Genomic DNA, 26,132 nt, shown 5'->3' on the forward strand with positions numbered 1-26,132 from the left:
GATTGCGCCCGTTATAAAATACAGGATATGGAGGGAAACAAAAATGGCACTGCCAAATTTTGAAGAAAATTTACAAAAGTATGCAAAGCTATTAGTGGCAAAAGGCATAAACGTTCAACCAGGTGACTGGGTGAAAATGACGATCAATGTTGACCAGGCGCCGTTAGCCCGCTTCGTCGTTAAAGAAGCGTATGCTTTGGGAGCGGAAAAAGTCATTGTGGTTTGGCACGACGATGAAATCATCAAGCAAAATTATCTCCACCAGCCGGAAGCAATTTTAACAGACATTCCGGATTATAAAATCGCCGAAACCGAAGATCATGTGCTGAATCACAAAGTCAGCCGCCTATCCATATTATCAAGTGATCCCGGCCTTTTAAATGAAGCGGATCCGGCCAAAGTTGCTGCTTACCAAAAAGCGACCAGCAAAGCATTCCGGGCGCAGATGGTTGCGACGCAAAATGATGACATCAAATGGACTGTTGCAGCTGCTGCGGGTGCCGGCTGGGCTGCTGCCGTGTTCCCGGATCTTAAAACATCCGAAGCTCAAGTGGATGCTTTATGGGACCAAATTTTTAAAACCTGCCGTGTTTATGAGGAAGATCCGGTTGCTGCCTGGGACAAACATAAACAAACATTGGATGAAAAGGCTGCAAAATTAAACGAAATTCAATTGGACGCGCTGCATTATACGGCACCGGGCACCGACTTGACATTAGGCCTGCCGGAAAACCATATTTGGGCGAGCGGGGGAAGCGTTGACCCTAAAGGCGTCGAATTCATTGCCAATATGCCGACGGAAGAAGTCTTTACGGCACCGGACACACACCGGATGGAAGGCGTAGTCCGCAGCACAAAACCATTGAGCTATGCTGGCACCCTGATTGAAGGCATTGAAGTCCATTTCAAAGATGGAAAAATAGTCGATATTTCCGCTGAAAAGGGTGAGAAAGCCATCAGAAAGGTTGTGTTTGAAAATGAGGGCGGCACAGGTTTGGGTGAAGTCGCGTTAGTTCCTGATCCGTCACCGATCTCGCAATCCGGGATTACGTTTTACAATACGCTATTTGATGAGAATGCATCCAACCACCTGGCGATTGGCGCAGCATATCCAACCACAATTCAAGGCGGAACGAAAATGAGTGAAGAAGAACTGCTGAAACATGGCATGAATACATCGCCTATCCATGTCGATTTCATGATTGGTTCCGCAAAAATGAATATCGACGGGATTAAAAAAGATGGAACAGTTATGCCGGTCTTCCGCAACGGTGACTGGGCATTTTAACGGGACTTTCCGCCCGCGCTGTTATCACTCGTTTAAGGTTACAGGAGAAAATATCATTGCTATATATAAAAAATATATTGGTGTCAGGTTTCTGAAAAATTGAAAAGAAATCAGCTTTTTTCGCTGATTTCTTTTTTTGTCTTATTGATTTTTTTTGCGTTTTTTATTAAATTGCTTTTCTTTTTCAGTTAGTGGTTCGTTGGAAACTTCTTCGTTATAGCCCGCACCTTTTCCCTGGGCCTTTGCTGCATTCATTCCCGGGCGGATATGGTTCGCTTTTTGCCTCGCCATGTTTTTTCACCCCCTTGTTTCTGCTTTAGTATGTTTCAAAAGCGGAAAATCATGTTGGAAACGGAAGAGGGATAAAATTTTCATGTTCTGAATCAAAAGTGTTATAAACAAAACTTATCAATTGCAATAACATTATTGTTATTTACTTATGTCGCATAATGTAATATGATGAAAATGTGAAGATTTTTTTATGAATCATTTTGTTTTTCTATTAACTTGATAAAACACGAATCTTTGAAAAAAGGGGGAGAAGACATGAACAACGATGTCTTTCAAGCGCGGTCTTCTTTTGAATTAAAAGGGAAACGCTATCACTACTACCGTTTAACGGCATTGCAGGACGCAGGGGTCGCTAACGTAGCACGCCTGCCGTATTCCATTAAGGTATTACTCGAATCGGTACTCCGCCAAATGGATGGGCGTGTCATTACGAAAGAGCATGTGGAAGATTTGGCAAAATGGGGATCGGATGAGGCCAGGGATAAAGAAGTCCCATTCAAGCCGTCCCGCGTGATTTTGCAGGACTTTACCGGCGTGCCGGCAGTCGTTGACCTTGCTTCCCTGCGCAAGGCAATGGCCGATTTGGGCGGAAATCCTGACAAAATTAATCCGGAAATTCCGGTTGACCTTGTCATCGACCACTCGGTGCAGGTTGATAAATATGGAACGGCGGATGCTTTGCAAGTCAATATGGATTTTGAATTTAAACGGAATGCAGAACGTTACCAGTTTTTGAACTGGGCGCAAAAAGCATTTGATAACTACCGCGCTGTCCCGCCTGCAACCGGAATTGTCCACCAGGTGAACCTTGAATACCTGGCCAGTGTGGTCCATGAAAAAGAAACGGAAAACGGCGAGTATGAAGCATATCCGGATACCCTTGTCGGAACAGACTCCCATACGACGATGATCAACGGCCTCGGTGTACTTGGCTGGGGTGTCGGCGGGATTGAAGCAGAAGCCGGCATGCTCGGACAGCCTTCCTACTTCCCGATTCCGGAAGTCATTGGCGTTAAACTGACCGGTTCCCTGCCAAACGGCGCGACCGCGACTGACCTTGCATTAAAAGTGACACAGATGCTCCGCCAAAAAGGGGTAGTCGGCAAATTTGTCGAATTCTTCGGACCGGGTGTTTCCACATTGCCGCTTGCAGATCGTGCAACGATTGCAAACATGGCGCCTGAATATGGTGCAACATGCGGATTTTTCCCGGTTGATGACGAATCACTCGCCTATTTGCGCTTAACCGGGCGCAGCGAAGACCATGTTGCTTTAGTGGAAGCCTACTTAAAAGAAAATGGCATGTTCTTTACGCCGGATAAAGAAGATCCGGTTTATACTGATGTGCTCGAACTGGACTTGTCCGAAATTGAAGCAAACCTTTCCGGACCGAAACGCCCGCAGGATTTAATTCCGCTCTCGAAAATGCAATCTGCTTTCCAAAGCGCGATTACAGCTCCGGCCGGCAACCAGGGATTCGGCCTGGAAGCAAAAGAATTGGACAAAGAAGCTGTCATTCATTTTCATAACGGCGAAACGACTCCAATTAAAACCGGTGCGGTTGCCATTGCTGCGATCACCAGCTGTACGAACACTTCAAACCCGTACGTGATGCTTGGTGCCGGTCTATTGGCCAAAAAAGCAGTCGAAAAAGGCCTTGAAGTGCCGAAATACGTGAAAACTTCACTGGCACCCGGTTCGAAAGTCGTTACAGGCTATTTGAATGATTCCGGTTTAATGCCGTACCTCGAAAAACTCGGGTTTAACCTTGTCGGCTACGGCTGTACCACCTGTATCGGAAACTCGGGGCCATTAAAAGAAGAAATAGAAAAAACGATTGCGGACAATGATCTGCTGGTGACATCTGTCCTGTCAGGAAACCGCAATTTTGAAGGCCGTATCCATCCGCTTGTAAAAGCAAACTATCTGGCTTCACCGCCGCTCGTGGTTGCTTATGCATTAGCCGGCACGGTCAACACCGATTTAAACAATGACCCGATTGGGAAAGACAAGTTTGGCAATGATGTCTATTTGAAAGACATCTGGCCTGCCCAGGATGAAATCAATGCAGCAGTGAAACAAGTGGTGACACCTGAACTGTTCCGCAAGCAATATGAGCATGTTTTCAGCGACAATAAACGCTGGAATGCAATCGAAACAAGTGATGAACCGCTTTACAATTGGGATACAGAATCGACATATATTCAAAACCCGCCGTTTTTTGAACATTTGTCTCCAAAACCCGGCCAAGTCAAGCCTTTAACAAATTTGCGCGTCATTGGCAAATTCGGCGACTCTGTGACAACTGACCATATTTCACCGGCCGGGGCAATCGGCAAAAATACGCCGGCAGGGAAATACCTGCAGGGAAAAGGCGTTCAACCGCGTGATTTCAACTCATACGGATCGCGCCGCGGCAACCATGAAGTGATGATGCGCGGCACATTTGCAAATATCCGGATCCGTAATCAAATCGCACCGGGTACAGAGGGCGGCTACACGACTTACTGGCCGGACAATGAAGTGACATCTATCTATGATGCGGCAATGAAATACAAAGAAAACGGTACAGGGCTCGCGATTCTTGCCGGCAAAGATTACGGCATGGGTTCTTCCCGTGACTGGGCGGCAAAAGGTACAAACCTGCTTGGCATTAAAACCGTCATTGCAGAAAGTTTCGAACGGATTCACCGCTCAAACCTTGTGTTGATGGGCGTGCTTCCGCTGCAGTTTAAAAAAGGCGAAAATGCCGAAACACTTGGCTTAACAGGCAAAGAAACATTTGATGTTCAAATTGATGAAACCGTCAAACCACATGATTGGGTAAAAGTCACCGCAACCAATGAAACAGGCGCCAAAGTAGAATTTGAAGCGCTCGTCCGGTTCGACTCCGAAGTAGAAATCGAGTACTACCGCCACGGCGGCATCCTGCAAATGGTGCTGCGCGGAAGACTGCAGTCAAAGGATGAAGTACAGACGAAATAGTCGTTTGAAAAAAAGCTGTGATCTTTTGATCACAGCTTTTTCCATCCCGCTTCTATTTTTCCCGTTTTTACATAAAATAATGGCAAAAAGAAGCCGGAGGATCTCAGTAATGAAAAAATTAAATTTAGCGGGAATTTTCCTGATTGTCCTGCTGTTATCGCTTGCGGTTGTACAAGCCGTGCGTGTTCATCAGACGAAAGAAGCGACAGCAGCTGCAAAAGAACAGGACAGCTTAGAAAAACTTTACGAACATACCCTTCAAAGTGAAACTGAAGAACCCCCGCCAACGCTTGTAAAAGGGACTGCCGCTCCTGGATTTTCCTTACAAGGCCTTAACCAAAAAACGATTCGTTTGTCTGATTTTAAAGGCAAGAAAGTATTGCTCAATTTTTGGGCGACATGGTGCCCGCCCTGTAAAAAAGAGATGCCGATGCTCGAACAATTTTACAAAAAACACCAGTCTGAATTTACCGTCATCGCCGTTAATCTGGATACGGGTGCGGATGTCAAACGATTTGCCAAAAACTACGGTTTGACATTCCCGGTGCTGTTAGACAAAAACCAGGAAACAAGCCATGCCTATAACGTGATGGCACTCCCGACCACGTATTTGCTGGATGAAAACGGCAAAATCCTGGATATTCAGATCGGCCAATTAACAGACAGGCAATTGAAAAAGTGGCGTAATACAGGACAAAAGTGAAACTCCCATCAGCAAGGGGATGCCGCTTGATGAACGAAGTAAGAAAAGCAACATCTTTGTTGCAACGTCTTCTGTGACAGCATCCGGCCGCCCGTTAGTTTGGGATAAAGTTTTCGTTCTTGAAAATGTTCAAAATAAATTTATAATATTTCTTTTATTTGTCCATACTAAATGAAAATACGTTCAAAGGAGCGGGCAAACATGAGAAAAACCAACAAAAAGACATTTTCAGACTTGGTGGCCGAAAACAAACAGGCATTAATGCGGGACAGGGAAGCAATCATGCAAATTGAAGAACGATTAGAGCAAAAGCATGCCATGAAATTAGCAGAATAACCCACTGCCATGTGCTCATAAACTCCTCTCCATCCGGTAAAACTGTTTAAGGAGGAGGGGATGAAATTGGGAAATCCGAATAAAAAAAGCAAATACTTTACTCCGGATCATCTGGGCACTCAACCGCGCGGATTTTCCGGCAATAATGGGAAAAAAATGCAGGACCGTTCGGGGGAACATGCACAAGTGATCCAGACAAAAGGGGAGTAAGTTATTCAGCCTGAAGGAGGAGAAGGACATGGCAACAAACCAGCCAAAACCGGATGACCGCAGCGATAATGTCGAAAAGCTGCAGAACATGGTGCACAATACGATTGAAAATATGGAAAAAGCCGAGGAATCTATGGCTTATACCAGCGATGAAACGCAAATTGAACAGATCAATGAAAAAAATGATCGGCGCCGCGACAGCCTTGAAGCGATGAGAAACGAAATCAAGGACGAAGCCGCTTACCAGAAAAAACAATAACGCAAATCATCCAAGCCGGAGCTGGTGATGAATGGAATTTGGATTGGTTTTCAAGTCGAAACCAAAATTTTCCCTCTTGATCCCGGGCCCCGGCTTTTTGGCGGACATAAGCGTATTGCGGGGTGCAAATCGAATGTTTATGATAAAATAATCATATTGACTGTATGTACATAAAGAGGTGGGCAATATGCAAGTATCAGAATCAAAAATTACCGTAAGATACGCCGAAACCGACCAAATGGGGGTGGTTTACCATGCCAATTACCTGGTCTGGATGGAAGTGGGGCGCACCAAACTCGTTGAAGATCTGGGGTTTAAGTATGCCGATATGGAAAAAGACGGTATTATTTCCCCTGTCATAGATATTCAAATTTCTTATAAAAAACCGGCGCGCTACGGGGAAACCGCAACCGTAAAAACCTGGATCGAAGAATATGACGGCCTGCGCGTAAGTTACGGGTATGAAATTTATACGGAAAGCGGGGAACTGGCAGTTACTGCTGTATCCAGGCATGTTTGTGTCCGGAAAGATACCTTCCGCCCCATTTCAATCCGCAGACAGTACCCGGATTGGCATGAAGCTTACGAAAAAGCAAAAAAACAGAGGTGATTTTCTTGGCATTTGGCATCAGCCGGACACAATTGAAAGCATGGAAGGATGCGATTGATCGCGGAGAAATTGCATTTTTAACCCATTTTTGGCTGGATGATCGTTTTCCGGAGGCAAAGTCTGTCACTAAGGTCGGCTGCAACGATTTGGGCAGACTTGCGGGATGGGGCGCCCGTTACGAATTGCGGAAAGAATGGATCCATATCCGCAAAGACGGCTACAGCCATTTTGACCTTTTCGGAAATAAGCAGCGGGAAGTTTTAGAAAAAGAAGGACAATTATCATTTGTTCCGCACAAATTTTTACAATAAAAACCGGTTGCCGGATTCATGGGTTTTAAACCTGAATCCAGGCAGCCGGTTTAGGCTAATGTTTCTTATAATCATAAGTTGGCTCGTCCCGTTTCGCATCATAGCCGATATATAAATCATGGTCATCAAAGTACCATACATCCGCACTTTCCACAAAAAAAGTATGGCCATGCCGTTCAACCGCAGCGGCCGGGTCATCCGGCACATCTTTGCGGACGCCGAGCGAAAATCCCTGCTGCACGGGGGAAGAACCGCCGTATTTGACAAAAAAACGCACGGCTTCACCATCGTCCAGCTGCATTTCTTCTTTAAACCAATCTGCAGCCTCATCACTTATGTAAATTCTCATGCCAATATTCCCTCCATCTGTCACTTTCAACCCTCTTCATTATAAAACAATGGCGGTGCATTTGACTAAATATTGAACCTGACAGAAAGAGTGTGATATTACAGCCAGGTTACTTTTGGCTCTGTTTTTTCCCTGATCCGTTTGATATTCGCTTTATGGCGGTATAGTACAAAAGAAGACAGTGCCAGGATGATAACAAACAGCGGCCAATCATGTGTGGCTATCATATAGACCAAAGTGTACAGAACTGCAAAAATAGCGGCAGAAATGGACGACAGTGACACATACTTGCTGATTTTTAACGTGACCAAAAAGACGATAATAATCAAAATAAATAATGGCCATTGGTATGCGAGGACAACGCCAGCAGAAGTTGCAACGGCTTTGCCGCCCCGGAATTTTGCAAATATGGGGAAGATGTGGCCGATCACTGCAACCAGTCCGACGAGCAGCGGATGCAAGGTATGATCCAAACCAAAGAAGGCAGGTAAAAGGGTTGCCAGCGTTCCCTTTAAAATGTCAGCCGCCATCACAACACTGCCGGCCTTGGTTCCCAGGACCCGGAATGTATTGGTCGCCCCCAGATTTCCGCTCCCTTGTTCCCGGATATCGATTCCGTAAAAAAGCTTCCCAATGATCAAGCCGGAAGGAATCGAGCCGATCAGGTAAGCTAAAATAAGCACTAAAACAATATACATGTTCAAAACCCCTTGCGTTCCAATAATCATGCGGAAAAGTTGCTAAGCTTATTGTAGCATGTTCCGCATGGAAAGAAAAAATATTTTTAAACAAACTGCTCCCCTGCAGTATGCAAAAGTGCACCGGCCGGTAAAAGCAGGAGAAAGCAGCACAGGAATCGAATGTATAGTAGGAGTAGAAAAATTATGGTCAACTACAGAAGGAGGATTTTGATATGGCAATCGAAAATCCAAGCAGAGAAGAGATCAAAAACATTTTAAAAAAGGCAAAACGCATTGCTGTTGTAGGTTTGAGCAATAACCCGGAAAGAACTTCATATATGGTTTCAGAAGCGATGCAAAAAGCCGGTTATGAAATCATTCCGGTGAATCCGAAGGCAGATGAAATTTTAGGCGTCAAGGCGGTACCTTCATTAAAGGATATTCAAGGGCATGTGGATATTGTCGATGTGTTCAGGCGTTCCGAATATTTGCCGCAGATTGCAAAAGAATTTGATGAAATAGATGCAGATGTATTTTGGGCACAGCTCGGAATTGAAAATGAAGAAGCGTACCAATTTTTGAAGCAGAAAGGTTATACTGTGGTGATGAACCGCTGTATAAAAGTCGAACATGCGCTGACAAAATAATTTGCATCCGCGGCTAAGAAGCAGGCGTTTCCGTTAAAGGGCGCTTGCTTTTCTATATTTACAATTTTGATTTTACCGTTACAATGGGTATTAGACGTTTTGAAGAAGTATGCTATAATAGGAACGAGTGTTTGTTCTCTCTCTGGTCAGAGTGGTTCTTGGTGATTGAAAGGGGAATATATGTGGCAAAGAAACAAAATACTTTGGAATATAATGATGATGCCATCCAGGTACTTGAAGGGCTGGAGGCAGTAAGAAAAAGGCCGGGCATGTATATTGGCTCAACCGATGCACGCGGCCTCCACCATCTTGTCTATGAAATTGTCGACAATGCTGTCGATGAAGCATTATCCGGTTTTGGCAGCCGTATCATCGTCAAGATACATAAAGACAACAGCATTAGCGTTCAGGATTTCGGGCGCGGCATGCCGGTCGGGATTCACAAGCTCGGCAAACCAACAACGGAAATCATCTTAACGGTACTCCATGCCGGCGGAAAATTCGGCCAGGGCGGCTATAAAACGAGCGGCGGTCTGCACGGTGTCGGCGCATCGGTTGTAAACGCCTTGTCAGAATGGCTGACAGTAACAATTAACCGTGATGGTTATGTGTACGAACAGCGTTTCCACCATGGCGGCAAGCCGGAAACGACACTTGAAAAAGTCGGCAAAACCAACCAAACCGGGACAACGATCCACTTTAAACCGGATCCGGCGGTTTTCAGTACAATCACTTACAATTACGATACATTATGCGAACGTTTACGCGAATCAGCGTTTTTGCTGAAAGATTTAAAAATTGAAATAACGGATGAACGCTACGGCCAAAAAGACGTTTTCCATTATGAAAATGGGATCGAGGCATTTGTTGCGTATTTGAACGAGGGAAAAGAAGTGCTGCATCCTGTTGTTTTTATTGAAGGCGAAACAAACGGAATCGAAGCAGAGTTTGCTTTTCAATTCAATGACGGATTTTCGGAAAACATCCTTTCGTTTGTGAACAATGTCCGCACAAAAGACGGCGGCACCCATGAAGCGGGGGCAAAAACGGCCTTGACGCGTGTCGTGAATGATTATGCGCGTAAAGTCGGCATCCTGAAAGAACGCGATAAAAATTTAGAGGGGACAGACATCCGCGAAGGGTTATCGGCCATTGTGTCAGTCCGCATTCCGGAAGAACTGCTGCAGTTTGAAGGGCAGACGAAAGGAAAACTCGGAACCAGCGAAGCCCGTTCAGCGGTCGACACGATTGTATCTGAGCACCTTGCCTATTTTTTGGAGGAAAATCCGGAAACGAGCAGTATTTTAATCAAAAAAGCCGTAAAAGCTTCGCAGGCACGGGAAGCTGCCCGCAAAGCGCGCGAGGAAGCCAGAAGCGGCAAAAAAAGGAAAAAATCAGAAACCACCTTATCGGGAAAATTAACGCCGGCACAAAGCCGCAACCCGCGGCGCAATGAATTGTATCTGGTTGAAGGAGACTCTGCGGGCGGCTCGGCAAAACAGGGGCGTGACCGCAAATTCCAGGCCGTGCTCCCGTTGCGCGGAAAAGTCATCAACACTGAAAAAGCGAAACTCCAGGATATTTTAAAAAACGAAGAGATCAACACGATTATTTACACCATTGGCGCAGGGGTCGGCCCGGAATTCAATCTGGATGATGCCAATTATGATAAAGTCATCATCATGACCGATGCTGATACGGACGGCGCCCATATCCAGGTGCTGTTATTGACTTTCTTTTACCGTTACATGAAGCCGCTGATTGAAGCAGGCAAAGTGTATATCGCACTGCCGCCGCTTTTTAAAGTCTCTAAAGGTACCGGCAAAAAGGAAATCATCGAATATGCCTGGACGGAAAATGAATTGGATGAAACGATTAAAAAAGTCGGGCGCGGTTATATTTTGCAGCGCTACAAAGGGCTTGGCGAAATGAACGCCGACCAGTTGTGGGAAACGACGATGAATCCGGAGACCCGCACATTGATTCGTGTGCGGATTGATGATGCGGCCCGGGCGGAACGAAGAATTACGACCTTGATGGGCGATAAAGTGGAGCCGAGGCGCCAATGGATCGAGCATCATGTCGCATTTGGTTTGGAAGACGACTCCAATATTTTAGACAATGAGAATTTAATGGTTGAGGAAGGGGACATGAACGAATGACAATGGCAGAACGCTTTCAGGATTTGCCTTTAGAAGAGGTGCTTGGCGACCGTTTTGGGCGCTACAGCAAATACATCATTCAAGACCGTGCCCTTCCGGATGCCAGAGACGGGTTGAAGCCGGTGCAAAGGCGGATCCTGTATGCCATGCATATGGAAGGCAATACGGCAGAAAAAAACTTCAGAAAATCTGCTAAAACAGTCGGCAATGTCATCGGCAATTACCATCCGCACGGCGACTCTTCTGTTTATGAAGCAATGGTGCGGATGAGCCAGGACTGGAAATTGCGCAGCGTCCTGATTGAAATGCACGGAAATAACGGCAGCATCGACGGCGACCCGGCCGCGGCCATGCGGTATACAGAAGCAAGATTATCCCCGATTGCAGCTGAACTCCTTCATGATATTGATAAAGAAACGGTTCACTTCATCCCGAATTTTGATGATACGGCCAATGAGCCAACCGTCTTGCCTGCAAGATTTCCTAATCTGCTTGTGAACGGTTCAACCGGTATTTCAGCCGGCTATGCAACTGACATCCCGCCCCATAATTTGGGCGAAATCATTGACGGCGCGATTATGCGGATTGAAAACCCGGACTGTACGATTGAAGATTTAATGGCCGTCATAAAGGGGCCTGATTTTCCAACAGGCGGCATCATCCAGGGCGTCGAAGGCATTAAAAAAGCATACAAAACCGGTAAAGGGAAAATGGTGGTCAGAGGCAAAACCGCCATTGAAGATATGCGCGGCGGCCGCCAGCAGATCGTCATCACGGAAATCCCTTACGAAGTCAACAAAGCCAATCTGGTTAAAAAAATGGATGAATTCCGCATTGACCGCAAAGTCGAAGGCATGTCGGAAGTCCGCGACGAGACGGACCGGACAGGCCTGCGCATCGTCATTGAACTGAAAAAAGATGCCGATGCAAACAGCGTGCTGAATTATTTGTTTAAAAATACTGATCTGCAAGTATCCTATAATTTCAATATGGTAGCCATCCATAACCGGCGTCCGCAGCTGATGGGTTTAAGGGAATTGCTGGATGCCTATATTACGCACCAGAAAGAAGTCGTCACGAAACGAACTGAATTTGACCTCAAAAAAGCGCGCGACAGGAAGCATATTGTCGATGGGCTGATGAAGGCTTTGTCAATTTTAGATGAAGTGATTGCGGCCATCCGGGCATCAAAAGACAAACGGGACGCAAAAGCAAACATCATGGCCGGGTTCGGCTTTACGGAACCGCAGGCCGAAGCGATTGTTTCCCTGCAATTGTACCGCTTGACAAATACAGATATCACCACCCTGCAGCAGGAATTCGAAGAGCTGGAGAAAAGAATTAAGGACTATACGGCCATTTTATCCAGTGATAAAAAGCTGCAGTCAGTCATCATAAAAGAATTAAAAGAGATCCGGAAAAAATACGCGGACGCAAGAAGAACGGCGATTGAGGCAGAAATTCAGGAGTTAAAAATCAATCTTGAGGCCATGGTTCCGAATGAAGATGTGATCGTCACCGTTACAAAAGCAGGTTATGTAAAACGGACAAGCATCCGCTCCTATACCGCATCAAACGGGCGCGACCTATCCATCAAAGACAGAGACCGCCTGCTCTTTATGCAGCAGTTGAATACGGTAAACGTGGTGCTGCTGTTTACCAATAAAGGAAATTATATTTATATGCCGGTCCATGAATTACCGGATATCCGCTGGAAAGACCTCGGCCAGCATATCGCAAATATTGTGCCGATTGAGCGTGATGAAGAAATCATGAAAGTGCTGCCGGTTGAAGACTTCAAGCTGCCGCAATTCATCTTGTTCTTTACAAAAAACGGGATGGCAAAGAAGACGGAATTGCATCATTACCAGGCACAGCGTTATTCAAAAGCGCTGGTTGCGATTCATTTAAAAGGGGATGATGAAGTCATAGATGTCCATATGACGGACGGTACAAAGGACGTCTTTTTGGCTACGAAATACGGTTACGGCCTGTTGTTCAGCGAAGAAGAAATCAATGTGGTCGGCCAGCGTGCATCCGGCGTAAAAGGCATGAATTTAAAAGACGGCGACCGGTTGATCGGCGGCAAAGTCATTGAAAACCCGGACAAAAATAAAATTTTTATCGCAACGCAAAGGGGCGCTGTGAAGAAAATGAGGTTGTCCGAATTTGAAAAAGCAAGCCGTGCCAAACGCGGTGTTGTGATGCTGCGCGAGTTGAAAGCCCATCCGCACCGGGTTGCGGGCGTGGAAATTATAGATGATACGGACACCGTTTGGATCCATACAGCAAAAGACCATCTTGAGGAAATTGCGATGCAACATCTGCGCGATAACGATCGCTATTCAAACGGATCTTTTGTTTTGGATGAAAGCGAAAATGGTGAAGTAATTGAAGTTTGGGCCGAAGAGAAGGAAAAAGATACAACGGATGAAAGTTAATGAAAAAAGTGTTTGCCGTAAACAGGCAGACACTTTTTTCATCTTCAGCCAATGATTACATAGAAACGTATTATCCTGTACATCCTAAAATTAACACAAGATGCAGGGGTGGATTTGTATGAAACGCGAATATGTATTGGCATTGCTCGCTTTTTTGTTTATGTCCATGAGTACGGTTGCCATCACCTATGCAGGTGAACAGGCGCAAATGAAGGATGCAAGCATTCATCATTATGATGAGGACATCACAGGCGATGGCAAAAAAGATTCAATTGTGCTGAAAGGTATGCCGTTTGAAAAACGCGGCCGTTATTTGAAAAAGATCCGGGCGGATATATCCACATCAGACGGCAAAGCTTTCCGAATTGATTATGAACCGGGTTATGAACCTGCATTACAGTTTGTTGATCTGAATCATGATGGCGTCAAAGATGTGCTCGGTTTTAGCGAAAGCGGCGGAAGCGGCGGAATAATCCGGTACCGGCTGGATACTTTCAGCGGAGGCGTTGGAAAAAGCCTTCCATTACCGCCTGCACTGAAACTGGCCGGTAAGTTTGAGGACGTGTTTGCGGCAAGTTTGAGAATGGAAGATACAAAGTCCACTTATTTCATCGATTTACGGAAACGGAAAGACGACTATATCCGGCTTGGTATCTACCAGCATGATGGGACGCTGAATGAACCGCTGGAATTAATGATTGATCCTGTCGCGGTCTATAAGCCGCAAAAAGTGAAAGGCAAAAAAGGCTTCGGATTGACCGGTTACCAGCAAGTCAGCGGGGCCTATCATGCAGACCGGCTTGGTACTGTCGTGTCAACCTGGTACTTTGAAGACGGCAAATGGCAGCTGATAAACGCAAAATGGCAGCGGCCGCACACTTCTTAGGCAAGTATCATATCATATTGAAAAGAGCTGTAGGGGGAATGCAGTATGATGTTACCCGTTCAGAATCAATTATCCGTTTCTTTCATACCGCCGGTTTCCGCTCATTTCCCGTTACAAGGCAGAAAATATACGGCAACCTATTCAGCAATCACCGGAGATATATTTGCGGCCGTCGGAAATCGTTTTGCCATTGGCACGATGAACACAAGCAAGCAGGATTTTCTGAAAGCAGAATGGAAAACGATCCTCGGAGAATTTATGCTGCTGGGGACAATAGACCTGTCATGCAGCGAAGAGGAAAGAACCCTTGCCCAAGTAAGATCACTCATTTTCAAAAAAGAACTGCCAAAATTACTATCGGCAATCTTTCATGGTGACCGGGATTTTCTCCATTACTATCCGCTGCTTCTCGATGCCCCGATCCGGATCGAATTCCGTTCCAATATCAAAGAACTGCAGCAGTGCCTGGATTTCGGGACACCGAGGCAGTATTTGGCTTAAAAAAGCTCCCTTGATGGGGAGTTTTTATTTTGAGAAAAAGTATGTATGAAAAAAACATTTTTTCTGAGTTGGAAACGTCAATCTACTATCAAGGTTTGTGCTAATTTAATTATTGATAATATTTGACTAATAAAATATTATATTTAGTTCGTTAGGTGTGCAACGAAATCTTTCAGGATTCAGAAAAATTGAGAAACAATAGGTCAAAAAGGAACCTCAATGAAAAAAATTCGTTTATAATAAAAGCACAATGGTAAATGGGAGAAGAGAAAAATTGGAAAAACAAAGAAGTAAGTACAGATGGGTTGTTTTTGCTGCAGTGCTATTTTCGTATATGATCATTGTAAGCCAGAGGACGGCACCGGGGTTGATTCCAGACCGGTTAATGAGCGATTTTCATATTACGGCTGCAGCAATTGGGTTACTGACAGGGATGCAATTTTTGGCATATGCCGGATTGCAAATTCCAATCGGGGTATTATCCGACCGGTTTGGGCCAAATATTTTTTTGATTGTAGGCACATTGTTCAACGGTGCCGGGACATTTTTGTACAGCATTGCGCCGAATGAAGCAGTATTATTCCTATCCCGCCTGTTGACAGGAATGGGTGATGCGACAATATGGATTAATCTTGTCCTGATCTTGAGCCAGTGGTTTTATGTGAAAGAGTTTGTCGGGCTGATCGGATATGCTGGCATGGCAGGCAGTGTCGGTTCCCTATTGGCAACGGTTCCTTTAACTGCGTGGATCTCAGCGTCAGGATGGCGGCATCCGTTTTTCGTAATGGGAATTACCCTTTTATTTTGTGCTGCTATGCTTTATGCCGTGTTGGTTCGAATTCCAAAGAAATGGGAAGAAAACGGGCCAAATCGGCAGAAATCAAGCCCAAAGAAAGAAATAAATCATGAAAAAGCAGCTGCTGTTTTACAGCGGGTATTTACGAGCAGGCAGGCATGGGCAACCTTTTTATGCCACTTTGGGATTGTCGGTACATATGTCGGCTTTATCGGTTCCTGGGCAGTGCCGTATGGGATGGAAATACTTGGGATGTCTCGTTCCGGCGCCAGCCAATTAATTATGATCGGTTTGATTGGGGCGATTATTGGCGCACCCGTTACAAGTTGGATTGCCGGTAGAATGAAATCGCGGAAGCGCCCCTACATAGTTGTTCAGGCTGCAATTTTCTTTGCATGGTCTGTATTTATGATGAGCAGCGGGAAACCGCCATTATTTCTTGTCGTATTGTTGTTTTTTATTATCGGTTATGGAAACGGGGCAAGTGCGCTCACGTTTGCGGTTGTCCGCCATTCGTTCGATGTCAGGGAAGTCGGTGTTGTCTCCGGCTTTGCCAATACTGGCGGGTTTTTAAGTGCGGTTCTGCTGCCGAGTATTTTCGGGAAAGTGTTGGACCATTTTCACGCGGTGTCGATGCTTGCCGGCTACCACTACGGATTTATCATCCCGGCTTTCTTTTCGCTATTTGGAATTATTGGTGTCTTGATGATTCAGGAAAAGCACGCGGAAGCAAACGTTCTCGGCGGGCAAAATCTTTGATGTTAGAATTAAAAAACTTCTTATGTGAATGAACCACGTTTTTCAAAATTAAAGAACAAATGATTTACTCATAGTTGAGAATCTTATAAACTGAAAGTATAGTAAGCAAATTCAAAACGGGTTTGAGGAGATAGAAGGTATACAGACTAAAGCGTGACCCAACCAGTTGATGATCATGGCTATTCTTGGCGCATTGTTGGATTTTCGTTGTGTGTCTGATTCTCAAGCGTAATTATTTAACCTAACCGGGTTAGGGCTTAGAAAAAGCAATGAAAAATTAGTAAAAAAAGTATACGCAATCCTTTTCAATGTGTTATACTATATTTGTATTGAGTATAACACAATTGCTGCACATTGAATATATATATAGTAAGGCAGCAGCAGTGAAAGGGGAAAATGGTTGGAAACTTTATACATATTGAGCAGCTGAACCATCATTTTAAAAGCCGCTCAGAAAAAAGGGTGTGGACAATACGTTGGAACAAAAAGAAGTCGTGCATGTCATATCGGATTCAGTCGGAGAAACTGCCGAATTTGTTGTGAAAGCGGTCGCGAGCCAATTTAATGGCGGTTTTGTGGAAATCAGGCGCCACTCTCATGTGGAAGATCCTGAAGATATTGAACTCGTGATTGAAGCTGCAAAAGGCCAGCTGTCCATCATTGCTTACACAATTGTTGTAACCCCTTTAAAAGAATATTTGGACTGGCGTGCCGAAGAAGAAGGGATCCTGGCGGTTGATCTGATGAATCCGCTGATGGAGGCATTCATGAAAAAATTTCACAAGGAGCCTTACCACCAGCCAAAATTGGTAAGAAAACTGGATAAAGAGTATTTTAAAAAAATCGAAGCGATTGAGTTCGCGGTAAAATATGACGACGGACGCGACACTGCCGGACTAAAAAAAGCAGATATTATTCTGATCGGGGTCTCAAGAACTTCAAAAACGCCGCTGTCGATGTACCTGGCCCATAACAGTTTTAAAGTTGCAAATGTCCCGATCGTTCCTGAAGTGGCACCGCCGGATGAATTGTTTACGATGCCGCGGCGGAAATGCATCGGCCTGATGATCGCACCCGAGAAACTGAATGAAATCCGTAAAGAACGCATCAAGGCGATGGGGCTGCGTGCAGATGTCAATTATGCGAGCTATGAAAGAATTTATAAGGAATTGGCCTATGCGGAAGAGATTATGCGAAAAATCAGGTGCCCGATTATTGACGTATCGAACAAAGCGGTGGAAGAAACAGCAAGTCTCATCATTGAAATGTTTAAAAACAGGGAGGAGTTGGCAAAGTGACGAAATTCGTTTACTTATTTAATGAAGGAAACAGCAAAATGAGGGACTTACTCGGAGGCAAAGGGGCAAACCTGGCGGAAATGACCAATATCGGCCTGCCTGTACCCTATGGTTTTACCATTTCAACGCAAGCCTGCAATCATTACTATGAATCTGGCAGAAAAATCTCCGGTGAAGTAAAAACGCAGATCGAAGAAGCATTAGCCACATTAGAGGCGAAAACAGGCAAAAAATTGGGGGACCCTTCCAATCCTTTGCTGGTATCCGTCCGTTCAGGTTCTGTTTTTTCGATGCCCGGGATGATGGACACGGTTCTGAACCTTGGCATGAATGACCAAACGGTGGAAGCTGTCGCAAAATTGACGGATAATCCTCGTTTTGCTTACGATTCTTACCGGCGTTTTATTCAAATGTTTTCGGATGTTGTCCTGCAAATCGATGTTTACTATTTCGAACAGCTGCTTGAAGAAACACGCAAACAAAAAGGGTACACAGCTGATCCGGAAATGACGGCTGATGATTGGAAAGAAATCATTACAGGCTACAAGAAAATCGTAAAAAAACGGACGAAACAGGACTTCCCACAAGATCCGAAAACGCAAATGTTTTTGGCGATCAATGCCGTATTTGATTCCTGGAACAATCAGCGTGCCATTGTATACCGCCGCCTTAATAAAATTCCGGACCATTTGGGAACCGCTGTCAATATCCAAAGCATGGTATTTGGAAACATGGGCAATGATTCAGGGACAGGGGTTGCTTTCACGCGCAACCCGTCAACCGGCGAACGCGTGTTGTACGGTGAATACTTAATCAATGCGCAAGGTGAAGATGTCGTTGCGGGTATCCGCACGCCGCAGCCGATCCAGGTGCTTGCCAAAGACATGCCGGAAGTGTACCGCCAATTTGTGAAAACAAGTCATTTGCTGGAGGCACACTATCAGGATATGCAGGATATCGAGTTTACGGTCGAACGCGGCAAATTATACCTGCTGCAAACACGCAATGGCAAAAGAACGGCCCAGGCCGCAATCCGGATTGCCGTAGAAATGGTTAACGAAGGCATTCTCGATAAAAAGACAGCGCTTTTACGCGTCGATCCGGACCAGCTTAACCAATTGCTTCACCGCCGGATTGACGATTCTGCGGTAAAAAACCACCTGGCAAAAGGGCTTCCGGCTTCCCCTGGTGCGGCAACCGGCCAAGTGGTGTTTGATGCTGATGAGGCTGAACTATTAGGAAAAGAAGGCAAGAAAGTCATTTTAGTCCGTCCGGAAACAACGCCGGATGACATCCACGGCATTGTCGCTTCACAGGCGGTCATAACGACACGGGGCGGGATGACAAGCCATGCGGCCGTTGTTGCAAGAGGCATGGGCAAGGCGTGCATCTGCGGCTGTGAAACTTTAAAAATCGACTTGAATGCGAAACAATTTACCGTAGGCGAAACCGTTGTGCGTTACGGCGATGTGATTACAATCGATGGGTCAACGGGTGAAGTCATGCTCGGAGAAGTGCCGATGATTGATCCGGAACTTTCCGGTGAATTCCAAACGCTGCTTGAATGGGCGGATGAAGTGAGGGATCTCGGTGTCCGCGCTAATGCTGATAATCCGGTTGATGCAAAAAAATCACTTGAATTCGGCGCCGATGGGATCGGGCTGTGCCGGACTGAGCATATGTTTATGGATATCAAGCGCGTGCCGATTGTTCAGGAAATGATTCTCGCAGAAACGCTGGAAGAACGCGAAAAAGCGCTGGAAAAACTGCTTCCGATGCAGCAGGGCGATTTTGAAGGCATTTTTGAAGAAATGGCCGGCCACCCTGTAACCATCCGTCTGCTGGACCCGCCAATGCATGAATTTTTGCCGGACAAAGAAGAACTGCTCGTTGAAGTGGCAAAATTGGAAATCACAGCGCCGGATTCAGAAGAATTAAAAGAAAAACAGTATTTGCTGAAGAAAGTCCAGCAGCTGGCTGAATTCAACCCGATGCTCGGCCACCGCGGCTGCCGCCTGGGGATGATTTTCCCTGAGATTTACGAAATGCAGGTCAAAGCGATTTTCAATGCTGCTGCGGCCATGAAACAAAAAGGAATTACCGTACAGCCTGAAATTATGATTCCGCTCGTCGGCCATGTGAATGAATTAAAACGGATGCGCCAACTGGTGGTTGCGGCCGCAAATGAAGTAATGGGGGAAAAGGGGTTGTCTTTCGAATATACAGTCGGCACGATGATTGAAATTCCACGCGCGGCTCTGACTGCTGACCAAATTGCTGAAGAAGCCGATTTCTTCTCATTTGGCACGAATGACCTGACGCAAACGACATTTGGCTACAGCCGTGACGATGCAGAAGGAAAATTCCTGCAGCAATATATCGAACAAAAAGTCCTGCCGGAAAACCCGTTTGCCGTTCTTGACCGGGAAGGCGTCGGCAAACTGGTCGAAACCGGCGTAACACTGGGGCGCAAAACCAAACCTGGATTAAAAACAGGCATCTGCGGCGAACATGGCGGAGAAAAAAGCTCGATTGAATTCTGCTATAAAACCGGCCTGAATTATGTCAGCTGCTCCCCGTACCGCGTTCCGCTTGCAAGGCTTGCTGCCGCCCAGGCGACAATCCGGAATGTAAAAGAAGTAACCGGTAAAGTTGCTGTTACTTCAAAATAAAGACAACCGGAACACCCGCCTGCAGGATTGGCCGGCGGAGATCTTCAAAATACATGCACACGGAGATTTCTTATTAGAAAATCCCCGTGTGTTTTTTTGTGAACATTGTACCTGTTGCATTTCCGGCAGAAAACAGGCAAGATTAAAAGCATATGTGATTAAAGAAAGCAGGGATATTTTTGCCGGATTTTAAAAATCTTGGGATTTCAGATCAATTCAATTTAAAATTACTTGAAAACGGGATCGCCGTTCCAACGCCGATCCAGGAGCAGGCCATTCCCCATGTGCTCAGTGGCAGGGATGTGATTGCGGAAGCACAAACCGGAACAGGAAAAACGTTTGCGTTTATGCTGCCAATATTAGAAAATCTGGATCCGGAAGCCAGCTGCATTCAAGCCCTGGTGTTGGCACCGACAAGAGAACTGGCACTGCAAATTGCAGTGGAGACGGAAAAACTGGTTTCGGATCGTGCGGATATCAACGTACTTGCTGTGTATGGCGGACAGGACGTGCAAAAACAGCTGAAAAAACTGCAAAGGCATGTCCAAATTGTTGTTGGTACACCCGGCCGTCTGCTCGACCATATTCGCCGGGGGACGATTGATTTATCACAAATTTCTTCTCTCGTTTTGGATGAAGCAGACCAAATGCTGCATATCGGTTTTTTGGATGAAGTGGAATCCATTATCAAACAAACACCTGCAACGCGCCAGACTTTGCTTTTTTCCGCTACGATGCCGGCTGAGATCCAAAAACTTGCCCGTAAATACATGAAAAAGCCGGTCACGGTCCGTATCGAAAAGACAACAAAACCTGCCGAAACCGTGAAGCAGCTTGCGATCCACACAACAGACAGGGCGAAACAGGCGGAGCTGATGGAGCTCATCAACACGCACCGGCCGTTTTTAGCGTTGATTTTCTGCCGGACAAAGCGCAGAGTGAACAAAATATATAATGTGCTAAAAACACATCATTATGTAGTGGATGAATTGCACGGCGACCTGTCACAGGCAAAACGCGAACAAGTCATGAAACAGTTTAGAGAAGCAAAAATCCAATTGCTCGTTGCCACGGATGTAGCGGCGAGGGGGCTTGATGTGGAAGGCATAACCCATGTGATTAATTATGATATTCCGCAAGATGCTGAAAGCTACGTGCACCGGATAGGCAGAACGGGGCGCGCCGGCATGGATGGCATAGCAGTTACTTTTTATACAAATGCAGACCGGCAGCAGCTGGAAAAAATAGAAAGAACACTGCAAATCAGGATTCCAAAGAAAAATCTGAACACAGCCCCGAATCAAACAGAAAATAGGGCAGCGGCACATTCCGTTTCAAAACATGTGGAGAGCAGTCCGTCTGTGAGGAAACACAAAAACAAATCCAGAAGCAAAGGCGAAAGGGAACAAGAAAAAGCAAGGCATGAAAAAGGCGGTTTTTACGGCAGAAAAAGCAAAGGCAGCCACGCAAACAAGGGCAGAGGCAGAAACCGTTAAAAACGAGCGGGTATATGTATGGCTGCGCCCTGGTTGGTTACAGTAACAATGAGCACCAACAAGGGAGGTAATGAGATGGACAGTACACATGAATTTGTAGAAAAACTGCATGAGAAGCAAAAAAAGGCAGAGCAAAATAAAAAACGCCAGGGCAACGGAAGCCCGAGCGAGAAACTGCCGACAAAGCGGCATTAAACACATAAAAAAACAAAAGGCTGCAGATTAAGACATGCAGCCTTTTATACAACTGAACGTGCAATCTTTCGTGGTTCAATCTGCAACAGAAATGCTGAATATGACGGCAGCTCTGTAAAACGATGCTTTTTTGCTTTATCATTTTTTCAGATAAAAACGTTTTAACCGAAGCATAAAAATGGGAATTACAATCCAGAGAAACAGGACCGAAGTATTTTTAGCTGATTGAAAAATCAATTACAATAAATCTTATTGTTAGTAGTAAAGACTATGTGATGATTAAACGAGGGATGACCTTTGAAAATTAGAAAATTACAAAGCGGTGAAGAAGTACCGTTGGATTTGTTGTTGCTTGCTGATCCATCCCGCAGAATGATTGAACAGTATATCAATAGGGGAGAATGCTTTGCTGCTGAAATGGAGGGGAAAATTGCCGGTGTATATGTACTGCTTGCAACCAGGCCTGCTACGGCAGAATTGGTAAATATCGCCGTAGCAGAAGAACATCAGGGCCAAGGTATAGGTAAGCAGCTGGTATGTGACGCGATTCGAAATGCGAGATTAAGCGGCGTCAAAACACTGGAAGTTGGTACCGGAAATTCAAGCATCGGGCAACTGGCATTCTATCAAAAGTGCGGATTCAGGATTATGGGTATCGATCGGGATTTTTTTATCAGGCATTATCCTGAAGAAATAGTTGAAAATGGAATTCAATGCCGGGATATGATCCGGTTATCACTGGATTTAGACTAAGAGCGAAAAGGGGTAATATCAATATTTCATAAAGCTGGGATGGAAAAGAATCATAGAATAGACATTTTGTAACAAGATTTGCTGGAAAGGAAAAAGCCAAGATTCTTTACAGAGCTGGTGAAAAGGCTTATAATTTTAAAAAAGTGAATATTACAGACTACTAGGGGTGCCCACTGCGGGCTGAGAGAAAAACATCCGTTTTTTAACCCTTTGGACCTGATCCGGATCATACCGGCGTAGGAAAGTAGATTTTTCTTACTTTTTGCTGATAAAGCCAGGTTCATTTAATGACCTGGCTTTTTTACTTGTTAAAGGGAGATGAGAAAATCGCAGTTAAAAGATCAAGTGGTTCTTATTACCGGCGGAAGCAGAGGTTTGGGGAAAGCAATTGTTAAAGCTTTTGTGCGTGAAGGGGCAAAATCCAGTATCCATTATTTTTAAGGAGGGGGTAAGAACATGGAAAAAACAAAACCGGGAGAACTCATTGAAAAAATCAGAAAAAACAATCCACTGATTCATAACATTACCAATATTGTGGTTGCCAATTTTACAGCAAACGGGCTTTTGGCACTCGGGGCATCCCCTGTCATGGCAGATGCGGTTGAAGAAACCGCTGAAATGGCGATAGTATCCGACGCTGTTGTGCTTAATATTGGCACTTTAAACGAAAAAACGGTTGAAGCCATGATACTGGCAGGAAAATCCGCCAATCAGCACGGCGTTCCGGTCGTACTTGATCCGGTAGGCGCAGGCGCAACGCAGTACAGAACAGAAATTGCACAAAAATTGATAAATACCATTCATTTTTCGGTTATCAGAGGAAACGCTGCAGAGATTGCGAACTTGATTGGAATCGAATCCGATATAAAGGGAGTAGATGCAGCAAATGTGAACATCAACACCACAGAACTAGCGCTTGAAGCTGCCCGGAAACTAAAGGCGACTGTGGCTGTCAGCGGAAAAATAGACGCAGTATCCAACGATTCTGTTGTTTATCTTATACATAACGGACATCCGATTTTAACAAAAGTAACAGGTACCGGATGCTTGTTATCTTCGGTTTGCGGGGCATTTTTGGCAGTGGAAAAGGATCCGGTGATAGCAGCGGCGTCAGCTCTAACGACTTACGGTGTTGCAGGCGAGATCGCTCGCCGGAAAATAGAAGGGGATTTCCCCGGCAGTTTTCAAATTGAATTTTTGAATCAGCTTTCTTCTATTAACCAACACGATATTGAACATTACGGTTCATACAAACTTATTTAATGAAGGGACAGATCCTTTATGAAAAAAGCACTCACAATCGCCGGCTCTGATAGCGGAGGCGGAGCGGGGATTCAAGCGGACTTAAAAACGTTTCAAGAGCTGGAAGTTTACGGCATGTCTGTGATTACTGCAGTCACCGCCCAAAATACGCTCGGGGTCCAAGGCGTTTTTCCACTTAGCACGGAAGCTGTTATCCGGCAAATCGATTCCATTGCAGAAGATATGGGAACAGATGCACTGAAAACAGGTATGCTGTTTGACGCAGCGATAATTGAGGCGGTTGCAGAAAAAATCAAGGTGAATCACTGGGAAAAGACTGTCGTTGATCCGGTGATGATTGCAAAAGGCGGAGAAACACTGTTAAAAAAAGATGCGGTTTCCGCTTTAAAAGATAAACTCCTTCCCCTTAGCTTTATTGCCACGCCGAATATACCTGAAGCGGAAATCATATCCGGAATGGAGATTCAAAGTTTCTCAGATATGAAAGAAGCCGCCAGAAAAATAGCAGCTTGCGGAGTCCGGTATGTTGTCATAAAAGGCGGCCATCAGGAAGAATCAACATTATCCCGTGATACGCTTTATGATGGAAGATATTTTTACGATTTCCCGGCAAAAAGGTTTGCGACTAAAAATACGCATGGTACAGGTTGTACATTCTCTGCAGCGATCACAGCGGAACTTGCGAAAGGGGCTGCCGTTATAGATGCAATCGAGACAGCAAAGGAATTTATTACGGCGGCGATAGAAGACGGGATTCAAATTGGCAGCGGGCACGGGCCGACCAATCATTGGGCGTACCGTAAAAGGAGTGTTCCCAGATGAATATGACAACGAAAGAAGATTTACGAAAGGCCCTGAAGTTATATTTCATTATGGGCAGCAATAACTGCCAGGCCCGCCCGCAAGAAGTATTAGAAGAAGCCATCAAAGGCGGTATTACAATTTTTCAATTCCGGGAAAAAGGAACAGGCGCCTTAAAAGACAGAAAAAAACAGGAATTGGCAGAGGAACTCCAATTTATTTGCCAGAAACATGATGTTCCGTTTATCGTAGATGATGATGTTGATTTGGCGCTTATACTCGGTGCCGACGGTGTGCATATCGGGCAGGATGACGAACCTGTTGAAGCGGTACGCAGTAAAATTGGGGACAAAATCATCGGAGTATCCGCCTATACGTTTGAAGAAGCAGAACAAGCTGTACGCGGCGGGGCAGATTATATTGGGGCAGGCCCCATTTTTCCGACTCAATCGAAAGAAGATGCAAAGAAAGCACAAGGCACCCAAATGATTAAAAAAATGCGTAATAATGGTATTCAAATTCCAATCGTCGGAATTGGCGGCATCAATCTTGAAAATGCGGCCGGCGTTATTGCAGCAGGAGCGGACGGGATATCTGTCATTTCCGCAATTGCAAGTGCAGAAAATGTTACATTAGCGGCAGAAACATTGAGAAATCAAATTCGATATTACAGTTTTGGCATAGCAAGATTCTTTCGTTTTTCATAAAAATTTAAAATGATAATTGAAATGAAAAAAGCGATCTGTTAAAATAGTTAACAATTCAAATATGTCTAAAGTGATGAAAGGAACCCAGTAGTTCTTTGTCTCCCCGTTCAAGAGAGCTGGCGGCCGGTGCAAGCCAGTACAAAGATTAGAACGAATTACCTCCTTGAACTTTCTCTGTGAAACCCAAGTAGCAGAAAACGGCAGAACCGTTATCAAATTGAGTGGAAGAGCAATCTTCAATGGGTGGTACCGCGTTATAATCCACGTCCCTTTTTTCGGGGCGTGGAATATTTTTTATTGGAGAGTATGAGGCTGATTGTATAGGATCAATTAGCCGGAACTTGCTGCCATGGCAAAACTTCTAAACGAAGAGGCTTTGGCCGAAAACTGGAGCAAACCTTTTTAAAAAGGTTGGAGCTACAGGAATTTGATTAAAGGAAAAAGTTACCATCAGAATACTGTTGACTGAATAGCATTTTAAATGGTATGATATAAAAACCAGCTCGATACGAGTATTGGTTTTATCTTTTAAGAAAATGAAAGATAAAAGAATGTTGACATAAGCTTGATAGAGTGATATAATATAAGAGTTGTGTCAAACAGATTGTTCCTTGAAAACTGAACAAAACAAAACGTCAATGTTTATTTTATGAGCTTTTATCAAACATCTTTATGGAGAGTTTGATCCTGGCTCAGGACGAACGCTGGCGGCGTGCCTAATACATGCAAGTCG

25 protein-coding genes, 1 rRNA gene, 1 pseudogene, 1 riboswitch and 1 other annotated feature are annotated in these 26,132 nt (G+C 45.1%); of the genes and pseudogenes, 24 read left to right on the plus strand and 3 right to left on the minus strand.

Annotated features, from left to right (window positions below):
* The first annotated feature begins 43 nt into the window (after positions 1–43).
* The gene (locus tag C232_RS0109075) at positions 44–1,288 is read left to right on the plus strand and encodes an aminopeptidase (protein ID WP_018663553.1); all 1,245 of its coding nucleotides are present in this window, start codon (positions 44–46) and stop codon (positions 1,286–1,288) included.
* A gap of 141 nt (positions 1,289–1,429) precedes the next feature.
* Here C232_RS0109075 and sspO read toward each other — a convergent pair whose 3' ends face one another.
* Positions 1,430–1,579: a small acid-soluble spore protein O gene (sspO, locus tag C232_RS0109080; RefSeq protein WP_018663554.1), complete on the minus strand. Its 150-nt coding sequence runs from the start codon at positions 1,577–1,579 to the stop codon at positions 1,430–1,432.
* 255 nt (positions 1,580–1,834) lie between these two features.
* Here sspO and acnA point away from each other — a divergent pair, with 255 nt between their 5' ends.
* The 7 genes from acnA (at position 1,835) to C232_RS0109120 (ending at position 6,993) form a co-directional block, all read left to right on the plus strand.
* On the plus strand, positions 1,835–4,564 hold the full coding sequence (gene acnA, locus C232_RS0109085; protein WP_018663557.1) for an aconitate hydratase AcnA: 2,730 nt from the start codon (positions 1,835–1,837) through the stop codon (positions 4,562–4,564).
* A gap of 109 nt (positions 4,565–4,673) precedes the next feature.
* Positions 4,674–5,267 (plus strand): redoxin domain-containing protein, encoded by a 594-nt coding sequence (locus tag C232_RS19095; protein ID WP_169338748.1) that lies wholly within the window; start codon positions 4,674–4,676, stop codon positions 5,265–5,267.
* A 201-nt stretch (positions 5,268–5,468) separates the two neighbouring features.
* Positions 5,469–5,603 carry an FbpB family small basic protein gene (locus C232_RS19390; protein WP_018663563.1) on the plus strand — a complete coding sequence of 45 codons (135 nt, stop codon included), beginning with the start codon at positions 5,469–5,471 and terminating at the stop codon, positions 5,601–5,603.
* A 60-nt stretch (positions 5,604–5,663) separates the two neighbouring features.
* Positions 5,664–5,813, plus strand: coding sequence for an acid-soluble spore protein N (locus C232_RS0109105; protein WP_018663565.1), 150 nt, complete (start codon positions 5,664–5,666; stop codon positions 5,811–5,813).
* A gap of 28 nt (positions 5,814–5,841) precedes the next feature.
* Positions 5,842–6,072, plus strand: a complete 231-nt coding sequence (gene tlp, locus C232_RS0109110; protein ID WP_018663567.1) for a small acid-soluble spore protein Tlp — start codon at positions 5,842–5,844, stop codon at positions 6,070–6,072.
* A 187-nt stretch (positions 6,073–6,259) separates the two neighbouring features.
* Complete coding sequence (locus C232_RS0109115; protein WP_018663569.1) at positions 6,260–6,682, plus strand: acyl-CoA thioesterase; 423 nt, start codon at positions 6,260–6,262, stop codon at positions 6,680–6,682.
* Between the two features lie 5 nt (positions 6,683–6,687).
* Positions 6,688–6,993 carry a hypothetical protein gene (locus C232_RS0109120; RefSeq protein WP_018663571.1) on the plus strand — a complete coding sequence of 102 codons (306 nt, stop codon included), beginning with the start codon at positions 6,688–6,690 and terminating at the stop codon, positions 6,991–6,993.
* 55 nt (positions 6,994–7,048) lie between these two features.
* Here the strand turns inward: C232_RS0109120 and C232_RS0109125 are convergent, their stop codons facing one another.
* Both C232_RS0109125 and plsY read right to left on the minus strand, forming a co-directional pair.
* Positions 7,049–7,342 carry a HesB/YadR/YfhF family protein gene (locus tag C232_RS0109125; RefSeq protein ID WP_018663574.1) on the minus strand — a complete coding sequence of 98 codons (294 nt, stop codon included), beginning with the start codon at positions 7,340–7,342 and terminating at the stop codon, positions 7,049–7,051.
* A gap of 98 nt (positions 7,343–7,440) precedes the next feature.
* Positions 7,441–8,040 carry a glycerol-3-phosphate 1-O-acyltransferase PlsY gene (plsY, locus tag C232_RS0109130; protein ID WP_018663575.1) on the minus strand — a complete coding sequence of 200 codons (600 nt, stop codon included), beginning with the start codon at positions 8,038–8,040 and terminating at the stop codon, positions 7,441–7,443.
* Positions 8,041–8,255: 215 nt separating this feature from the next.
* Here plsY and C232_RS0109135 point away from each other — a divergent pair, with 215 nt between their 5' ends.
* From C232_RS0109135 to C232_RS0109215, 16 genes and pseudogenes are all read left to right on the plus strand, one after another.
* Complete coding sequence (locus C232_RS0109135; RefSeq protein ID WP_018663577.1) at positions 8,256–8,669, plus strand: CoA-binding protein; 414 nt, start codon at positions 8,256–8,258, stop codon at positions 8,667–8,669.
* A 182-nt stretch (positions 8,670–8,851) separates the two neighbouring features.
* The gene (gene parE / locus C232_RS0109140; RefSeq protein WP_018663579.1) at positions 8,852–10,831 is read left to right on the plus strand and encodes a DNA topoisomerase IV subunit B; all 1,980 of its coding nucleotides are present in this window, start codon (positions 8,852–8,854) and stop codon (positions 10,829–10,831) included.
* Positions 10,828–13,272: a DNA topoisomerase IV subunit A gene (parC, locus tag C232_RS0109145; protein ID WP_018663581.1), complete on the plus strand. Its 2,445-nt coding sequence runs from the start codon at positions 10,828–10,830 to the stop codon at positions 13,270–13,272. The genes parE and parC overlap by 4 nt, the downstream gene beginning before the upstream one ends.
* Positions 13,273–13,390: 118 nt before the next feature.
* Entirely contained in the window at positions 13,391–14,158 is a 768-nt protein-coding gene (locus C232_RS0109150; RefSeq protein WP_018663584.1) for a hypothetical protein, read from the plus strand.
* A 45-nt stretch (positions 14,159–14,203) separates the two neighbouring features.
* Positions 14,204–14,659, plus strand: coding sequence for a staygreen family protein (locus C232_RS0109155; RefSeq protein WP_018663586.1), 456 nt, complete (start codon positions 14,204–14,206; stop codon positions 14,657–14,659).
* Positions 14,660–14,933: 274 nt separating this feature from the next.
* A complete protein-coding gene (locus C232_RS0109160) occupies positions 14,934–16,214 on the plus strand; it encodes an MFS transporter (protein ID WP_018663587.1) in 1,281 nt (426 codons plus the stop codon).
* A 476-nt stretch (positions 16,215–16,690) separates the two neighbouring features.
* Positions 16,691–17,512 (plus strand): pyruvate, water dikinase regulatory protein, encoded by an 822-nt coding sequence (locus C232_RS0109165; protein WP_018663589.1) that lies wholly within the window; start codon positions 16,691–16,693, stop codon positions 17,510–17,512.
* Positions 17,509–20,184: a pyruvate, phosphate dikinase gene (gene ppdK, locus C232_RS0109170; RefSeq protein WP_018663591.1), complete on the plus strand. Its 2,676-nt coding sequence runs from the start codon at positions 17,509–17,511 to the stop codon at positions 20,182–20,184. Before C232_RS0109165 ends, ppdK begins: the two co-directional genes overlap by 4 nt.
* A gap of 179 nt (positions 20,185–20,363) precedes the next feature.
* Positions 20,364–21,680, plus strand: coding sequence for a DEAD/DEAH box helicase (locus tag C232_RS0109180; RefSeq protein ID WP_018663594.1), 1,317 nt, complete (start codon positions 20,364–20,366; stop codon positions 21,678–21,680).
* Positions 21,681–21,755: 75 nt separating this feature from the next.
* Positions 21,756–21,875, plus strand: coding sequence for a DUF4023 domain-containing protein (locus C232_RS0109185; RefSeq protein WP_018663596.1), 120 nt, complete (start codon positions 21,756–21,758; stop codon positions 21,873–21,875).
* 297 nt (positions 21,876–22,172) lie between these two features.
* Entirely contained in the window at positions 22,173–22,628 is a 456-nt protein-coding gene (locus C232_RS0109190; protein ID WP_018663598.1) for a GNAT family N-acetyltransferase, read from the plus strand.
* 152 nt (positions 22,629–22,780) lie between these two features.
* Positions 22,781–22,888, plus strand: a riboswitch (TPP riboswitch).
* 58 nt (positions 22,889–22,946) lie between these two features.
* Positions 22,947–23,066: pseudogene (locus C232_RS19765) on the plus strand (SDR family NAD(P)-dependent oxidoreductase); the annotation flags it as partial.
* Positions 23,067–23,084: 18 nt separating this feature from the next.
* Positions 23,085–23,891 carry a hydroxyethylthiazole kinase gene (thiM, locus tag C232_RS0109200; protein ID WP_018663602.1) on the plus strand — a complete coding sequence of 269 codons (807 nt, stop codon included), beginning with the start codon at positions 23,085–23,087 and terminating at the stop codon, positions 23,889–23,891.
* A gap of 18 nt (positions 23,892–23,909) precedes the next feature.
* Positions 23,910–24,713 (plus strand): bifunctional hydroxymethylpyrimidine kinase/phosphomethylpyrimidine kinase, encoded by an 804-nt coding sequence (thiD, locus tag C232_RS0109205; RefSeq protein ID WP_018663604.1) that lies wholly within the window; start codon positions 23,910–23,912, stop codon positions 24,711–24,713.
* Positions 24,710–25,399, plus strand: a complete 690-nt coding sequence (thiE, locus tag C232_RS0109210) for a thiamine phosphate synthase (RefSeq protein ID WP_018663606.1) — start codon at positions 24,710–24,712, stop codon at positions 25,397–25,399. The genes thiD and thiE overlap by 4 nt, the downstream gene beginning before the upstream one ends.
* A 64-nt stretch (positions 25,400–25,463) precedes the next feature.
* Positions 25,464–25,673 (plus strand) — a binding site (T-box leader).
* Positions 25,674–26,068: 395 nt separating this feature from the next.
* Positions 26,069–26,132: ribosomal RNA gene (locus tag C232_RS0109215) — 16S ribosomal RNA — on the plus strand; the annotation flags it as partial.

Source organism: Heyndrickxia acidiproducens DSM 23148, from assembly GCF_000374345.1.
GTDB lineage: Bacteria > Bacillota > Bacilli > Bacillales > Bacillaceae_C > Weizmannia > Weizmannia acidiproducens.

Bases quoted from the DNA above. Each gene is read 5' to 3' on its own strand.
- plsY (WP_018663575.1), bottom strand. From the start codon at position 8,040: ATGTATATTGTTTTAGTGCTTATTTTAGCTTACCTGATCGGCTCGATT.
- C232_RS0109125 (WP_018663574.1), bottom strand. From the start codon at position 7,342: ATGAGAATTTACATAAGTGATGAGGCTGCAGATTGGTTTAAAGAAGAA.
- C232_RS0109185 (WP_018663596.1), top strand. From the start codon at position 21,756: ATGGACAGTACACATGAATTTGTAGAAAAACTGCATGAGAAGCAAAAA.
- C232_RS0109105 (WP_018663565.1), top strand. From the start codon at position 5,664: ATGAAATTGGGAAATCCGAATAAAAAAAGCAAATACTTTACTCCGGAT.
- tlp (WP_018663567.1), top strand. From the start codon at position 5,842: ATGGCAACAAACCAGCCAAAACCGGATGACCGCAGCGATAATGTCGAA.
- C232_RS0109135 (WP_018663577.1), top strand. From the start codon at position 8,256: ATGGCAATCGAAAATCCAAGCAGAGAAGAGATCAAAAACATTTTAAAA.
- acnA (WP_018663557.1), top strand. From the start codon at position 1,835: ATGAACAACGATGTCTTTCAAGCGCGGTCTTCTTTTGAATTAAAAGGG.
- C232_RS19390 (WP_018663563.1), top strand. From the start codon at position 5,469: ATGAGAAAAACCAACAAAAAGACATTTTCAGACTTGGTGGCCGAAAAC.
- C232_RS0109150 (WP_018663584.1), top strand. From the start codon at position 13,391: ATGAAACGCGAATATGTATTGGCATTGCTCGCTTTTTTGTTTATGTCC.
- C232_RS19095 (WP_169338748.1), top strand. From the start codon at position 4,674: ATGAAAAAATTAAATTTAGCGGGAATTTTCCTGATTGTCCTGCTGTTA.
- thiD (WP_018663604.1), top strand. From the start codon at position 23,910: ATGAAAAAAGCACTCACAATCGCCGGCTCTGATAGCGGAGGCGGAGCG.
- C232_RS0109115 (WP_018663569.1), top strand. From the start codon at position 6,260: ATGCAAGTATCAGAATCAAAAATTACCGTAAGATACGCCGAAACCGAC.
- sspO (WP_018663554.1), bottom strand. From the start codon at position 1,579: ATGGCGAGGCAAAAAGCGAACCATATCCGCCCGGGAATGAATGCAGCA.
- parC (WP_018663581.1), top strand. From the start codon at position 10,828: ATGACAATGGCAGAACGCTTTCAGGATTTGCCTTTAGAAGAGGTGCTT.
- thiE (WP_018663606.1), top strand. From the start codon at position 24,710: ATGAATATGACAACGAAAGAAGATTTACGAAAGGCCCTGAAGTTATAT.
- C232_RS0109075 (WP_018663553.1), top strand. From the start codon at position 44: ATGGCACTGCCAAATTTTGAAGAAAATTTACAAAAGTATGCAAAGCTA.
- thiM (WP_018663602.1), top strand. From the start codon at position 23,085: ATGGAAAAAACAAAACCGGGAGAACTCATTGAAAAAATCAGAAAAAAC.
- C232_RS0109155 (WP_018663586.1), top strand. From the start codon at position 14,204: ATGATGTTACCCGTTCAGAATCAATTATCCGTTTCTTTCATACCGCCG.